General features: G+C 64.7%; 16 protein-coding genes. 6 read left to right on the forward strand and 10 right to left on the reverse strand.

What is annotated here, in order from left to right; all coding sequences use genetic code 11:
- Positions 1-30: 30 nt before the first annotated feature.
- The 7 genes from HU144_RS03380 to HU144_RS03410 form a co-directional block, all read right to left on the reverse strand.
- Positions 31-1,044, reverse strand: a complete 1,014-nt coding sequence (locus tag HU144_RS03380) for a sugar phosphate isomerase/epimerase family protein (protein ID WP_235350140.1) — start codon at positions 1,042-1,044, stop codon at positions 31-33.
- Positions 1,041-1,988, reverse strand: coding sequence for a sugar phosphate isomerase/epimerase family protein (locus HU144_RS03385; protein ID WP_235350141.1), 948 nt, complete (start codon positions 1,986-1,988; stop codon positions 1,041-1,043). The genes HU144_RS03380 and HU144_RS03385 overlap by 4 nt, the downstream gene beginning before the upstream one ends.
- Positions 1,989-2,104: 116 nt before the next feature.
- Positions 2,105-3,316: a substrate-binding domain-containing protein gene (locus tag HU144_RS03390; RefSeq protein WP_235350142.1), complete on the reverse strand. Its 1,212-nt coding sequence runs from the start codon at positions 3,314-3,316 to the stop codon at positions 2,105-2,107.
- Between the two features lie 16 nt (positions 3,317-3,332).
- Positions 3,333-4,454, reverse strand: a complete 1,122-nt coding sequence (locus HU144_RS03395; RefSeq protein ID WP_235350143.1) for an ABC transporter permease — start codon at positions 4,452-4,454, stop codon at positions 3,333-3,335.
- Positions 4,451-5,578, reverse strand: a complete 1,128-nt coding sequence (locus HU144_RS03400) for an ABC transporter permease (RefSeq protein WP_235350144.1) — start codon at positions 5,576-5,578, stop codon at positions 4,451-4,453. Before HU144_RS03400 ends, HU144_RS03395 begins: the two co-directional genes overlap by 4 nt.
- Positions 5,575-7,077, reverse strand: coding sequence for a sugar ABC transporter ATP-binding protein (locus tag HU144_RS03405; protein ID WP_235350145.1), 1,503 nt, complete (start codon positions 7,075-7,077; stop codon positions 5,575-5,577). The genes HU144_RS03400 and HU144_RS03405 overlap by 4 nt, the downstream gene beginning before the upstream one ends.
- Positions 7,074-8,174, reverse strand: coding sequence for a Gfo/Idh/MocA family protein (locus tag HU144_RS03410; protein ID WP_235350146.1), 1,101 nt, complete (start codon positions 8,172-8,174; stop codon positions 7,074-7,076). The genes HU144_RS03405 and HU144_RS03410 overlap by 4 nt, the downstream gene beginning before the upstream one ends.
- Before the next feature lie 109 nt (positions 8,175-8,283).
- Between HU144_RS03410 and HU144_RS03415 the strand changes: the two genes are divergently transcribed.
- The 4 genes from HU144_RS03415 to HU144_RS03430 all read left to right on the forward strand — a co-directional run bounded on the left by HU144_RS03415 (position 8,284) and on the right by HU144_RS03430 (position 12,077).
- Positions 8,284-9,471 (forward strand): ROK family transcriptional regulator, encoded by a 1,188-nt coding sequence (locus HU144_RS03415; protein ID WP_235350147.1) that lies wholly within the window; start codon positions 8,284-8,286, stop codon positions 9,469-9,471.
- A 187-nt stretch (positions 9,472-9,658) separates the two neighbouring features.
- Positions 9,659-10,498 carry a PhzF family phenazine biosynthesis protein gene (locus HU144_RS03420; protein WP_235350148.1) on the forward strand — a complete coding sequence of 280 codons (840 nt, stop codon included), beginning with the start codon at positions 9,659-9,661 and terminating at the stop codon, positions 10,496-10,498.
- Positions 10,495-11,613, forward strand: coding sequence for a methyltransferase family protein (locus tag HU144_RS03425; RefSeq protein ID WP_235350149.1), 1,119 nt, complete (start codon positions 10,495-10,497; stop codon positions 11,611-11,613). The genes HU144_RS03420 and HU144_RS03425 overlap by 4 nt, the downstream gene beginning before the upstream one ends.
- A gap of 32 nt (positions 11,614-11,645) precedes the next feature.
- Positions 11,646-12,077 (forward strand): YdeI/OmpD-associated family protein, encoded by a 432-nt coding sequence (locus tag HU144_RS03430; RefSeq protein WP_235350150.1) that lies wholly within the window; start codon positions 11,646-11,648, stop codon positions 12,075-12,077.
- A gap of 113 nt (positions 12,078-12,190) precedes the next feature.
- On the opposite strand, the gene HU144_RS03435 is transcribed toward HU144_RS03430, so the two are convergent.
- Entirely contained in the window at positions 12,191-12,559 is a 369-nt protein-coding gene (locus tag HU144_RS03435) for a VOC family protein (RefSeq protein WP_235350151.1), read from the reverse strand.
- Positions 12,560-12,632: 73 nt separating this feature from the next.
- On the opposite strand from HU144_RS03435, the gene HU144_RS03440 reads away from it, so the two are divergent.
- Positions 12,633-13,106, forward strand: a complete 474-nt coding sequence (locus HU144_RS03440) for a MarR family winged helix-turn-helix transcriptional regulator (RefSeq protein WP_235350152.1) — start codon at positions 12,633-12,635, stop codon at positions 13,104-13,106.
- 21 nt (positions 13,107-13,127) lie between these two features.
- Here HU144_RS03440 and HU144_RS03445 read toward each other — a convergent pair whose 3' ends face one another.
- The gene (locus HU144_RS03445; RefSeq protein WP_235350153.1) at positions 13,128-13,595 is read right to left on the reverse strand and encodes a VanZ family protein; all 468 of its coding nucleotides are present in this window, start codon (positions 13,593-13,595) and stop codon (positions 13,128-13,130) included.
- 73 nt (positions 13,596-13,668) lie between these two features.
- On the reverse strand, positions 13,669-14,274 hold the full coding sequence (locus HU144_RS03450; RefSeq protein ID WP_235350154.1) for a TetR/AcrR family transcriptional regulator: 606 nt from the start codon (positions 14,272-14,274) through the stop codon (positions 13,669-13,671).
- 84 nt (positions 14,275-14,358) lie between these two features.
- Between HU144_RS03450 and HU144_RS03455 the strand changes: the two genes are divergently transcribed.
- Entirely contained in the window at positions 14,359-14,811 is a 453-nt protein-coding gene (locus HU144_RS03455; protein ID WP_235350155.1) for a DUF1772 domain-containing protein, read from the forward strand.
- Positions 14,812-14,860: the final 49 nt, after the last annotated feature.

A 14,860-nucleotide genomic window follows, 5' to 3' on the forward strand; every position in this document is an offset into this window, starting at 1 on the left:
AGTCACTGCGCCCAGTCATCCGAGCAGCACCTACTGGTTCGAAAACGCTGCGTCGAAGGAGGCGTCGGGCTTCTTCCACAGCAGTTCACGGATGCGCACGACCGCCTCGGCGGCACCGTGGAGACGATCCATCCCGACATCTTCCCATTCGATCGAGATCGGCCCGGTGTAGCCGATCGACCTCAGCGCTCGAAACGCATCCTCCCAGTGCATGTCCCCATGCCCCGTCGACACGAAATCCCACCCTCGCCGAGGATCGCCCCAGGGCAGATGCGAACCGAGGATGCCGCTTCGCCCGCTCGCAGGCCGAAGTCGTGTGTCTTTGCAGTCGACGTGGTAGATGCGATCGGCGAAGTCGGTGATGAAGCCGATCGTGTCCAGGCCCTGCCACAGCAGGTGGCTCGGGTCCCAGTTGAGGCCGAAGGCTTCCCGGTGTTCGATGCACTCCAATGCCCGCACCGTCGTCCAGTAGTCGTAGGCGATCTCGGACGGATGAACCTCGTGAGCAAAGCGCACCCCCTCGCCGTCGAAGACGTCGAGGATCGGATTCCACCGAGTAGCGAAGTCCTCGTAGCCGGCATCGATGACCTCGGCAGGCACAGGTGGGAACATCGCCACATACGGCCAGATCTTCGATCCCGTGAACCCGACGACGGTGTCCACGCCGAGCTTTCGGGCCACCCGGGCTGCCCGCTTCATATCTTCGGCGGCTCGTCGGCGCACCCCTTCCGCATCGCCGTCACCCCAGACATAGTCACGCACGATCGCCTGATGGCGGAAGTCGATCGGGTCGTCGCACACGGCCTGGCCTGCCAGGTGGTTCGAGATCGCCCACACCTTGAGACCGTGCCTGTCCAGAACATCGAGGCGTGACTGCAGGTACGCAGGATCCTCATCGGCCCTGGCGAGGTCCAGATGATCGCCGGAACACGCGATCTCCAGCCCGTCATAACCCCAGGACGCCGCCAGCCGAGCCACCTCCTCGAACGGCATATCGGCCCATTGACCAGTGAATAGAGTGACTGGATGAGATGAATCGGTCATTGCTGCTCCCTTGCAGTCGTATTCGCTGCCCTGTCCGACGGGCCCGTCTCCGCCGTCCCCGTGCCCGCCGGACCCGTGCCGGAAGCCCGCGAAAGCTGCAGTTCAGTGAGGAATTCGGCGCTGGATCTTGCCAGTTCGTCTTGGGTCCTTGCCAGGGGACGCCAGATGGATGCAGCCACGGCGATGGTGTCGTTGCCTGCGGTGAAGCTCTCCAGCGTCAGCGGTCCCGCGTAGGCGATGTCATCGAGGGCATCGAAGAAGGAGTCCCAGTCGGTGTGGTCCCCACCCACGGGCCCGCGATCGTTGCCGCATACCTGCACGACCCGACAGTGCTCCCCGGCGGCCCGGATCGCGGCCGCCGGCGAGCGCTCCTCGATGTTGAGGTGATAGCTGTCCAGCGCCAGCCCGACTCCACGGTCCAGCAGGGGTTCGAGAACATCAAGGGCCTGGTCGACCGTGTTGATGATGCTCGTCTCGTACCGGTTGAGCGGTTCCACAGCCAGGGCCACGCTGCGTTCAGCGGCATAGTCGGCAACGGGGCGCAGTGCCTCGCGAAGTGTCTCCACGACCCGGCTCCGCTCGCCCGCATCCATCCTCCACACTCGGCCGGTCGCGGCCGTGAACGGACCGGCTACGGTGGGCGACCCCACGGCGAGAGCCACATCCACACAGTGCCGGAGGTAGTCCTGAGTATCCGCACGACACAGCGGGTCGATGAGGTCACGACCGGGACCCATCGCCCCCACGATCCGCGCACCCATTTCATACCCGGCCAGCACCTCGGCGGCGGTGTTCGGGTTCCAATCACCCGGGCTCTCCACGGGCAGTTCCAGCAGACCGAACCCGAATCGTCGGGCTCGGTCCGCCAGATCGCCGAGGTTCGCCGTCCTCAGCGGAGACGTCCACACCCAGGTGTTGACGCCGATCTCACGGGGTCCGATCATGTTCTCACTCCCGTCATGTTCTCACTCCCGTTCATCCACGCACGCCGAACATCCGCGCACGCCGTCCGTCCGCAAACGCCGTTCATCCGCACACGCCGCTCATCCCCATTCCCCAATCAGGGGATGACTCGGTCCTGCCACACCTGCGGATATCCGGCCATGTCCTCGCCGCCGAACTTCGCATAGTGGCCATCGGGCATTCCCTCGTTCCGGTCAAGGTACTCATCGAGGTCCTCGGCCGTGATCGGGCTCTGGGGCAGCACCCATTCGGTCGGGACTTCCTCACCCTGGAAGATCTTCTCCGCGGCCAGCAGCGGGGTCCGCCACTGGAAGTTCGTGTACACGGGAGCCAGAGCGGTCATCTCGGTGTCCTTCCACTTCCGCAGGAAGCTCAGCTCGTCCTCACCGGTCATCACCGGATAGTCCTTGCCAGCATCCTCGAATGCTTCGACCGCGGACACGGCACCATCTCCCGCATCCATCCAGATGCCCTGGACGTCGCCCTTCGCGAGCTCATCGGAGACGACCTTCTTGATCTCGGCCGGGTCACCTTCGGTGAAGTAGTCGACGACCTCGATTCCGGCCTCGCCGAAGAGCTTGTCCGCTGCCGCCCAGCGCTGTTCGAGCACGTCGACACCGGGCAGAATCCGCAGCGCCACGACCTTGTCGCCCTCGCTGAGGTTGTCGATGAGGAACTGCGAGGTGTCGATGCCCCAGGCGAATCCGCCGATCGGGTGGATGAACGTCACAGCGCAGTCCGTTTCGACACCACGGTCGAAGACGATCACGGGCTTGTCTGTCTTGCATGCCCGTTCGACGGCCGGTGTGATTGCGGCCGTCGAGTTGGGCGAGATGATGAAGCCATCGCAGTTGCCTTCGGCGATGAAGTAGTCGATGTCCGCAATCTGCGTATCATCGTTGTCCTGAGCATCACGGGTCTCCATCTCAGTGATGACGCCGTTCTTCTTCAGCTCCTTGAGCTGCTCGTTCATCGTGATCCACCCGGTCTGGCGCCAGGGGTTGGAGATCGATGCGTTCGCGAAGCACATCTTCTTGCCACCATCGGACTTGAACTCCGAGGTGTCGCCCATCTTGGGGTTGATCATCTGCAGGTAGGGCTTGTCCTCCGGGCCATCCGGATCGACCTCACGCTGCTTGAACTGCTGGTCGTAGAGCTCCTGGTCGAACCATTCCTCGGCCGGTGCCTCCTCCTGCGCACCATCGCCTTCGTCCGCCGGCTCCACAGACGGGTCGGTCGTGCACCCCGCCAATGCGATGAGAGCGGCGGCACTGGCAATGCCGAGCGCGCTCCTCAGTCCTCTTCTCATGGTGTTCTCTCCCTTGTCATTTCCGTGCGGCTTCGTCGCCGCCGGTGAGTTGGATCGGCGAAGGTGTCCCCGCCGAGGTTGTGCTTGGGTCGGTCTGGTCATTCGTCGGGCTCGTGGTCGCCGAGGCGGCAGGTCGTCTGCGCTTCTTCGCGAAGACCACACCGGAGTAGGCGACCGCAGCGATGATGATGGCTCCCTGGATCGCATCGCGCATCGTTGCCGGCACCGAGGTGAAGTTGAGCAGGGTGAACAGCGACTCGAGAGTGAAGGCTCCGATCAGTGCACCGAGGACGGTTCCCCGTCCGCCGCCGAGGACCACGCCTCCCAGAACGACTGCCGTGATGGCGGTGAATTCGTAGCCCTGGCCGACTGAAGGATGGACCCCGGCATAGCCGGCGAGGAGCACTCCTGCCACTGTCGCTGCGAGAGAGGACAGGACGAAGGCGAGCGTCTTCGTCCTCCACACGTTCGCTCCGGCGAAGGCCACCGCCTCTGCGTTGTCGCCGATGGCGACCACTGTCCTGCCGAATGGTCGCCGTGAGATCCAGACGGCGAAGACGATGACTGCCACCAGAATCAGAACGGCATAGGGCAGGAGGCCGAGGATCGGAATCCCCTCGATCCCGCCCCGGCCGAGTTGCCGGAAGGATTCGGCGGGGTTGCCTGTCGCCGCTCCGCCCGTCCACCACATGACTGCGCCGTGGATGACGAGCATCGTGCCGAGGGTGACGATGAACGAGGGGACCTTGAGCAGCGTCGTGGCCAGCCCGTTGACGATGCCGACGACGACGCCGATGACCAGCATGATGATGAGCACCGGTACTGTCTTCGAGTCGTCTTCGCCGATGAGATGGCCCGCTGTCATCACCTGCGCGGTGACCACTGCTCCCATCGACAGGTCGAATTCACCGCTGACGATGACGAAGTACTGGCCGATGGCGACGATGGCCACGGGCGAGACCCGCTGGATGAAGCGCATGAGCGCTCCCGGCTCTGCGAAGCTCGGGTTGAGGACGACGATGGCGATCAGGATGACGATGAGGAGGACCACCACAGCTCCCCGCGGATCCGCAGCCCGTTCGATCAGTCGACGAAGTCCCCCATCGCCGAGGCGGGCCTCGGGAGTTCTCGGAATCATCCTCGGCTCCCTTCACGGTCGGTCTCGGAGTCACGGTCGGTCTCGGAGTCACGGTCAGTCTCGGGGTCAGGCTCAATCTCGGGGCCACGATCGGTCTCGAGGTCAGGCTCGGGAACAGCCCCGGTGGAGATGTTCGGTCCTGGTGGCGCATCGGCGAAGCGGATTCTGCGGGCGATGACTCGGCGGCGAGCGTAGAGCGCCACGGCGATGATGATGACGAGTCCGCGGATGACGTCCTTGAGGAAGGGATTGAACTGCATGACGCTCATGAGATTGTCGAGGACTGCGAAGATCGCGACACCGCCGATGGTTCCCCAGATCGAACCGCGTCCGCCCATGAGAACCGTTCCGCCGAGGACCACCGCGGCGATCGAGAGCAGATCGTAGCTGCCCTGTGAGCCGACGGTCGGGCTGCCCACACCCAGGCGACTCGCCAGCAGCAGCCCCGCCAATCCTGCACAGACGGAGCTGCCGATGTGAGCGCCGATGAGTGGCAGGCGCTGCCGGACGCCGGAGAGTCGGGCGACCTCCGAGTTGCCGCCGACGGCGAACAGGTGGTGGCCGAATCTAGTCCGGACCAGGAGGAATGCCACGAGGCCTGCCAGGGCGAGCATGACGATCGTCGAGATCGGCACCGGTCCGACGCCGGTGGCGCCGAAGAGCTGGAACGACCAGGGAACGCTGCCCTCTGTGCCCTGGTAGTTAGTGTCCAGATACCCCTTGAGGATGAGACCGACTCCCAGGGTCGCAACGAAACCGTGGACTCCGAGGACGGTGACGATGAGACCGTTGGCCAGACCGATGCAGGCCGTGACGACCAAGGTCAGCAGCACCGCGGGGAGGACCATCGCATCGCTGCCGTTCATCGTCTGCGCTGCGACCAGACTGGCCAGGCTCATGACATAGGGAACGGAGAGGTCCAGGGATGCTCCGAGGATCACGAGTGTCTGTCCGATGGCGACGAATCCCAAGACGCTCATTCCGGTGAGAATGTCGCGGACATTGCCCGGGCTGAAGAAGTTGCGACCGGTCGTGGCCACAAGGACGGCACCGATGATGAGCACTCCGATGAGCGCGAGATAGACGAGTGCGGTGGTATCGAGGCGACGCAGCTGGGTTCTCATCGGTCCCCCACCACCTGGGCCTCGGTGCCGGTGGCCAGGGCCAGGACCTCTTCCTCCGTCGAACTCGGAGGCAGCTCCCCGGCGATTCGGCCATCCGACATGACGAGAACCCGATCGGACATTCCCAGGACCTCGGGAAGTTCGCTGGAGACGAGGACGATCGCCACACCTCGGCGGGCGAGGCTGCGGATCAGCTTGTAGACCGCGACCTTCGCGCCGACGTCGATTCCTCGGGTCGGTTCGTCGAGCAGCACCACACGTGGGGAGGTGGCCAGCCATTTGGCCAGAACGACCTTCTGCTGGTTGCCTCCCGACAGCGCTCGGACCTCCTGGTCCGCATTGCGGCTGATGACCTCGAGAGATTCGAGGATCCCCGGGATCTCGTCGCGCATGCCGGAGGTGCGGGAGGGGAAGACAGCGCGGATCGCCAGCAGCGCATTGTCGAGAATGGATTGGGAGAGCACGAGGCCAGTGCCCTTGCGGTCCTCAGTGACCAGAGCCAGACCCCGCCGGACACCCTGTCGGGCGGAGGCGATGCGCACCGCCTCGCCGTCAAGGTGCAGCGTACCGCGGGTGAACGGCTCGGCGCCGAAGATCGCGGACAGCAGCTCCGACCGCCCCGAACCCTGCAGGCCGGCCAGCCCGAGGATCTCACCGGCGCGCAGCTCGAGGGCGATGCCGTCAAGCTGTTCGTTGCCTCCGCCGGTCACCGAGAGCACGGTGACACCGATCTCCGTTCCCGTCTCGGCCTCGGGAAAGAACGTGCTGATGGGCCTGCCGACCATGGCGCGCACGAGCCCCGCCTGATCCATCTGGGACGCTGGTTGACTGGTGACGAGAGCACCGTCCTTCATCACGGTGATCGTGTCGCAGAGGTCGAATACCTCCTGCAGTCGGTGCGAGACGTAGATGATCGCCACGCCCTTGGATTTGAGAGTCTCGATGACTCGGTAGAGGACCGCGACCTCATTGTCCGACAGCGCCGCGGTGGGTTCGTCCATGGAGATCACCCGGGCATCGACGGAGAGTGCTTTGATGATCTCGACGATCTGCTGTTCGGCCACAGTCAGCCAGCCGACCTTCGCCTCGGGGGTGATTCCCTCCACGTCGAGTTCGTCGAGGAGTGCCTGGGTCTTCGACCGCATCGTGCGCACATCGACAAGGCCGCGTCTTCGGGGCTCTCGGCCCAAGAAGACGTTCTGCGCGACGGTGCGATCGGGCAGCAGATTGAACTCCTGAAAGACCGTGGCCACGCCTGCCCGGCCGGCATCGACGGGATGGGAGAAGTCGACGATCTGCCCATCGATGCGCACCTCGCCGCCGTCCCTGCGGTAGACACCGGCGATGATCTTCATCAGCGTGGACTTTCCGGCTCCGTTCTCCCCGACGAGGCCGTGGACCGTTCCGGCGCGCACCTCGAGCGCGATATCGTGCAGCACTTCGACTCCGAAGAACTGCTTGCTGATCCCCGTGGCGCGCAGCACCGGTGCATCGGTCATGGCGCTTCGACCTCGACCCATGTGCGCTCGGCCGCCGATTTGAGCACGGCCTCTGTCACGAATGCCGCGCGAACGCCATCGGCCAGGATCGGCACACCTTCACGCTCCTCACCGGCGAAGACGGCGTAGGAATCGGCGACGAACGCATTGAATGCATCCTGATAGCCCTGCGGGTGTCCTGCCGGGACTCTGCACAGCCGGGCGGCATCGGCCGACAGGACCTCGGGGTCGCGCACCAAGAGCAGACTGCCGCCACGACTGCCCACCCACAGCTCTTCCGGCTGCTCTTGGGCGAATCGCAGGGTTTCCTTGGATCCCGCGACCTCGATGACGAGGCTGTTCTTCCGTCCCGGCGCGAGCTGGGAGATGAGGACCGAGCCGATTCCACCGCCGCTCATCTCGACCGTCATCGCAACTGTGTCTTCCGTGGTCACCGTCGCTCCGCCTCGGCGGGAGTGGACGGTTCTCGTCGTTGCGACCAGGGACACGATGCGTTCGTCGGTGATGAACTCGATGAGATCGACGAGGTGGGAGCCGATGTCCGCGAAGGCCCGGGAGGGACCTCCGGAGCCGGCATCGACACGCCAATTGTCGTCATCGGCGCTGAGCATCCAATCCTGAAGATAGCTGGCATCGATCGTCAGCAGAGCCCCGGCGTCTCCTCGCCGGATCCGGGCGCGGGCTTCACGCACCATCGGGTGATAGCGGTAGACGAACGGAACGGTTCCGCCCAGTCCCAACGATGTCGCATGCTCGAGGATGGAGCGCGCGGTGGCTGCATCAACGGCCAGCGGCTTCTCGCAGATGATGTGGGACCCGGAGTCGAGGGCTCGCCGTGAGTATTCGGCGTGGGTGCTGTTCGGGGTGCAGACATGGACGACGTCGAGCTCGTGGTCGAAGAGATCGTCACCGGTCGCGGCTGCCCGGTAGCCGAGTTCAGCTGCGGCGCTGCGGCTGCCGGCTGCGCTCGAGCGTGCGATCACCTCGAGATGAGCTCCGGCGGCGCGAGCGGCACGGGTATGCGTGCGGGCCATGAAGCCACCACCCACCATCCCGATTCGAGGTGGAGGGGCGGAAGCCTGGGCGACAGTGTCCATGAATCATTCTGATGCCAGCTTGCCTACTTCTGTCAAGTCTTTTTTAAAAGTAAGTTATCAATCGTCACCTTTGGGCAATGCGCTTTACCGAATGTGCTTTACTGAAGGGATGAGCCAGGTGACAGTTTCGCAAGCCCCCGACCTGTCGCATGCCGGCGGGCTCTTCCAACTCCTGCGCGACGGTCAGCCGCGGACTCGGGCCGATCTGGCGAAGTCGACCGGCCTCTCACGTCCCACCATCGCGCAGAGAATCGACCAGCTGCTCGGCCTCGGGCTCATCACCCCCGTCAGCGACGCCGTGTCGACAGGCGGCCGGCCGAGCTCGCAGTTCGCCTTCAACCCTCGGGCCAGAGTGGTCGTCGCCGCGGACTTCGGCGCCTCACACGCTCGGCTGGCAGTGACGGATCTGACCGGCACCGTCCTCGCGGAAATCGGCGAGGAACGCGAGATCTCCGATGGCCCCGTCAGCGCCATCGAGTGGCTGACCACTTCGGCGCAGCGCCTGCTCGCCGAGGCTGATCGCAGTGCCGTGGATGTCGTCGGGGTGGGCATCGGCCTGCCCGGTCCGGTCGAATTCTCGTCGGGTCGCCCGATCAATCCGCCGATCATGCCCGGTTGGGACCGGTTCGATCTGCCCGGCGCCCTCAAGGAGACGTTCTCCGCCCCGGTCCTCGTCGACAACGACGTCAACATCATGGCCCTCGGCGAGCGCAGCTCAGCCTGGCCCGACACCACGGATCTCATCTTCGTCAAGGTCGCCACGGGAATCGGAGCAGGCATCATCTCCGGCGGCTCACTGCGCCGCGGCTCGCACGGAGCCGCAGGCGACATCGGCCACGTCGCCCTGCCTCGCGCGGCCGACATTCCGTGCGCCTGCGGCAATCGCGGGTGCCTGGAAGCGGTCGCCTCGGGGCGCGCGATTGCGCGCGAGCTCGCCCGGTCGGGGTTGGCGACGGGGACTCCGGCCGACGTCGTGGGGCTGGTCAAGGCCGGCGATCTGCAGGCGATACAGGCCGTCCGTCAGGCCGGCCGCGACCTCGGCGAGGTGCTCACCACATGCGTGAGCCTGATGAACCCCTCCCTCATCCTCATCGGCGGGACCATGGCGCAGGCGGCCGAGCACCTCGTGGCCGGTGTTCGCGAAGTCGTCTATGCGCGCTCCATCCCTTTGTCGACCGAACACCTGACGATCGCCCCCTCGCGCGCAGCCGGCGATGCCGCCATACTGGGCGCGGCCCACCTGGCCATCGATGCGGCCCTGTCCCCCGACCGGATCGCTGCCGCCCTCAACCGGTGACGACAACTCGACATACGAGCACCACCCCAGTTAGAACGGCAGGCTATCTTGCCACACGCGATGCCCACAGCGGTTCTGACACTCCGATGCAGCAGGGCCTGATCCCCCACCTGGAGCTTCACCCCACTACCATGGGAAGTGCGCACCCCCAAGAAACAGCGCCCTTTCAACGAAGGAGTTCCCCCTCTTGCCTCATAATCGAGCATTCGCCCAGGTCGATGTCTTCTCCAGCGAGCCCTATCGCGGCAACCCTGTGGCCGTGATCCTCGACGCAGAGGGGCTGGCCGACGAGGACATGGCGCGGATCGCGAATTGGACGAATCTCTCGGAGACCACCTTCGTCCTCCCACCCAGCGACCCACGCGCCGATTACCGTCTGCGAATCTTCACACCTGCCCGCGAACTCCCCTTCGCCGGGCACCCCACACTCGGTTCGGCGGCCGCGTGGCTGGAGGCAGGAGGCGTCCCGCGCAGCGAGGGGACCGTGGTCCAGGAGTGCGGTGCCGGACTCGTCAACCTTCGCCGAGGTGGCCAGACCCTGTCGTTCGCCGCTCCCGACCCGATCCGCACCGGTGACCTCGACGAAGGATTCGTCGAGCAGATCGCCTCCGCCCTCCACATCGACCGCGCAGAGATCCTCGGTCATCAGTGGGTCGACAACGGACCAGGCTGGGCCGCAGTGAGACTGACGAGTGCGCAGCAGGTCCTCGATCTCGAACCTGACTTCTCGCAGATTCCCGACGCCAAGCTCGGCGTCCTGGGTTCCCACCCGGATGAGAGCGAGCATGAGTTTGAGATCCGAGCGTTCGTCCCCGGCGCAGGCGTGGCCGAGGATCCCGTGACGGGCAGCCTCAATGCCTCAGTCGCGCAGTGGCTCATCGCTTCCGGCCTTGCGCCGGAGAAGTACACCGTCACGCAGGGCACCGCGCTCGGACGAGCCGGTGTCGTCTCGATCTCCCATGAAAACGATGAGGTCTGGGTCGGCGGACCCACGACCGTGTGCTTCCGAGGGACGGCGTTCGCATGAGCCGATCAATGAAGATGCCGAGCAGGCACAAGAAACCCACCGCACAGAACAAGCCGCTGCGGATCTTCCACGGCCGAATGTACTTCGCCCTCCAGTCGCTCGCCGGCGCCGCGTGGTGGCTCGGCACCATCATGCTTCCAGCGCTGCGTGAGTCCACGCTGGGTGGTCTCAGCCCACTGCTCGTCGCCATCGTCGACATCCCGCTGTTCGTCATCGGCTCGGCTCTGGCGGCACTCAACCTCCGCTGGGCTGTCTGGTTGGCCACTGCCTGGACGACCCTCGTCGCCCTCTGCATGGTCATCTATGCCACCGTCACCACCGAGGCGGGCCTGGGCGCCGTCCTCATGGTGGCAGCCGCAGTGGGCAGCATCCTCGCCGGGACACTCATGATCCTCGGCAGGATCCCGTCCGAACGCCTCGTCACCGGCCCATTCGCCTTCCGCAGCTCTCACACACGCGTGAGGTCTCAGCTCCTGATCAGAACCACGATCCAGATCATGGTCTTCTGGGGCGTGTTCCTGATCGTCATTCCGGGGATCATCAATTCGTTCGAGGAACGCTGGAACCTGACCGTGAAGTTCCCTATTCTCGTGATCGTCGCCGGTTTCGCCCTTCTCGCCTTCGGCACCGTCCTCGGCGTGTGGTCTGCACGGGCGATCGCGAACTTCGGTTCCGGTACCCCCCTGCCCGCCGCGATGGCCCACCATTTCGTCAAGAGGGGACCTTACGCCTTCGTTCGCAATCCCATGGCCATCGCCGGCATCGTCCAGGGTGTGGCGATCGGGCTCTTCATCGGTTCATGGATGGTCATCGCCTACGCCATCGCCGGTTCGCTGCTGTGGAACTGGCTGATCCGCCCGCACGAGGAAGCCGACCTGCATGAGCGCTTCGGCGCCGAGTACGACGACTACGCCGCACAAGTCTCCTGCTGGATCCCGACGTTCTCACAGGCCGACGAGGACTATGACGATGAGGACGAGACCGAGGCCGATCGTGCCGAGACCGATGCGGACCACGCCACGGTCGAACATGACCACGACGCGGACGCACAGGGCCGCGCCGCGAACATCAACGTCGACGCAGACGGGGCCCGCGCCGACCGCAACGACTACTAGAGCACGCGCCCGCCTGGGCGTAGGATTCGGCCATGGTCACCTTCACAACGACTCTCCTGCAGCTGGGCAATAATGTCGGCATCGAGGTGCCCGAGGACATCGTGCTCGGCTTCGGAGTCGGAAAACGAGTCCCGGTCATCGTCACGATCGCCGAGCACTCCTATCCCTCCACGACCGCGGTGATGGGCGGAAAGCTCCTCCTCCCGTTGGCCAAGGAACATCGTGAGGCGGCGGGTGTGTCCGGCGGCGAGACCCACGAGGTCACACTGACCCACGACACCTCGTCACGCGAGACCCCGGTTCCCGATGACCTCGCCGAGGCGCTCGACAGTGCCGGCGTCCGTGAGGTCTTCGATGGGTTGGCCCCTTCGAAGCGCAAGGAGCATGTGCGTCAGGTCGAATCGGCCAAGGCCGAGGCCACGCGGGAGCGCCGGATCGCGAAGGTCGTCGATTCCCTGGGGTGAGCGGGCAACTGCTTCCCTGACCGGCACCTCGCCGAGGTGGTCGATCGTCGACGGTCGACCCGCTCAGATTCCAACGGCTCAGCTCGTTTCGGCTTGGTTCGGCTCAACTCGCCTCAGCTCGCGTCGTGCATGGTCACCGCGTAGCCCTCGGGATCGACGAAGGTGAACGTCAGGCCGAAGGGACTCGGTGCCGGGGAGCGCAGGATCTCGACCCCTGATTCGACGAGGCGGTCGTGCAGAGCCTGCGCATCATCGCAGTTGAACCACAGCGCAACCCCGATTCCAGGACGATCGATCGAGTCGAGATCAACGTCGGGCAACGGCTCACGCACGGCGAACGGTATCGGAGAGGTCGCGAAGACCACCGCTCCGGGCGGCCCCGCAGGCGCCCGTGTCAGGCCGATCGTCCCCTCGTAGAATTCGGCCGACTTCTCCAGGTCTCGCACCTGCAGTGCGAGGAAATCCGGTCCTGTCACAGTCATGATCGTTCCCATCTCTTGCTGCTGAAATATATGTCAGTATTCTGACATAAACAATGTATGTCAGAATACTTACATGAGCCAAGAGCCACAGCCACCAAATGCACTCGAATCCCTGATCGGATATCAGCTCAAGCACCTGCAGTCGGTGTTGCGCTCGCGCATGGACGGGGCGCTGCGGCCGCTGGGCATCTCAACACCGCAGTACGCTTGCCTCGAGCTGCTGCGCAGGGCTCCAGGAGCATCGAACTCGGAACTCGCCCGCGGGGCCTTCGTCACCCGGCAGACGATGAATACACTGCTGAAAGGCCTGCAGGACCGGGGTCTCGTGACGCGGGCGACGAAAGCCGAAACCGGCAGGGCACTGCCGACGACCCTGACCGATGAGGGAGGGAGGACCCTCGACCAGGCCGTCGAACGGGTCGAGAAGATCTCGGCACTCATGGTCTCCTCGCTCGACGAGGAACTCAAACGCCACCTCGGCGAGGCCCTCGATCTGTGCATCGGCGCCCTCAAGAATGAGGACACGAAGGGCGCACCCGAGAGCTGAGGTCGCCGAGGTGCGGGTCCCTCAACGCACGACGCGATCGACCTCCTCCGGTTCATCGCGAGGAGGCAGCAGGATCATGAGGACCAGCGCAAGGACGGCACCGATCACGGCACCGAGCGTGTTCGTGACGAGATCGCTGATCGTGCCGTAGCGAGTGGGCGAGAGCAGAGTCACCTGAGCCCCCTCGATCAGGCACGTGAAGGCCGCGCCCGCCGCCGCGCCGACCCACCAGCGCCGACGCCCCATATGCAGAGCGAGCAGGAATCCGAACGGGACGAACATGGCGACATTGGCCAGCTTCTCGACGAGCGTATAGGTCAGCCATGACGTCACCTGATGATCGGCGAAGAACTGGAGCAGCCTGCCGATCGGACCCCCAGGGCTGACGTCGAGCTGATAGGGGGTCAGCGTCATGAAGCCGATGAAGACGGTGTAGAGGATCAACAGCACCAGGGGCATATCGCCCATCTGCCTCTGCCGACTCGTCATGCGGCTCAGACTACCGCCGATCCCTGACGACAGCGCCCGGATTGCGGTATCCCGCAGCCCAGGCCCAGGCCGTTCAGCCGACGAATCGGGCACTGAGTTCGTCGATCCTCTTCTCCCGCTCCTCGAAGCGCATGCGACCGGCTCGCTCGAGCAGGCCGATTCCGTGCAGTGCGCCCCAGAACACCTCCGTGCTGATGGGATCGCCGATGACGACGGCCAGGGCGTCGAAGGCGTCGCGAAGCTCCTCTTCGTTTCCCTCTTCCGCAAAGCGGGCTTCGATCGGCTGTCTGAACATCGCCTCATAGACCGCCGGGTGCTCATCGGCGAAGTCGAGGTAGGAGTGCGCCACGGCCGCGATCGACTGCTTCTCTGCTTTGCCGGCGACGACCGATCGGCATCGATCCGTGAGCTCGACGAAGCCGTCGAGCGCAACCGTCCGCATGATCTCCGACTTGCCGCCGGGAAAATGGCCGTAGAGCACCGGTTGGGAATAGCCGATGGCCTCTGCGAGGTGACGGGTCGTCACCGCCGCCCATCCGTCCCTGTCGGCGCGTTCTCGAGCTGCCGCGAGAATGTTCAGGCGCCTCTCTTCGGTGCGCGTGCGCTGTTTCGCCGGCGACTGCAGGTAAGTCGGCGACTGCTTGTAAGTCTGCGACTGCCGGATCGACTGATCTGCCATGAGCCCCTCTTGTGCTTCGCTGTTCTAGGGCATACTCTAGCACTGCTAGATATTCTAGCAACGCTAGAAGAGAGAAGATCATCGATGATTCCCGTTCTCGCCGTCATCACCACGACAGTTCTCGGCCTCATGGTGGGAGTCGAAATCGCGGTCGCCTTCGTCATCAACCCGGTCATTCTTCGCCTGCCCGCAGGAGCTTCATTGGCTGCTCGCGCTGACGGTGGACGCATGCTCGGACGCGCGATGCCCTTCTGGTACATCGGCTCGCTCGTCTTCACTGTCGGTCTGGCCGTCATCGCCTGGGGCACGCTCATCACCACCCTGGCGCTCATTTCCGCGGGGCTACTCGCCGTCAGCGTGATCATGTCGGTCCTGTTGCTGGTCCCGATCAACAACCGCTCACTGACGTGGACAGCGGACGACCATCCCGAGAACTGGCGTGAGCAGTTCCAGCGCTGGGACAGACTGCATTACGTCCGCTTGGCAATCATCCTCGCCGCGTTCGTGCTCATCGCGGTCGCGGCCACAGAGCTATGAAGCGAATAGGCTCCCCACTCCCGACTCTCGAGCACAGAAAAGGGGCCGC

Origin of the sequence: Brevibacterium sp. UCMA 11752 (assembly GCF_021532235.1) — a bacterium.
GTDB classification, from domain to species: domain Bacteria; phylum Actinomycetota; class Actinomycetes; order Actinomycetales; family Brevibacteriaceae; genus Brevibacterium; species Brevibacterium antiquum.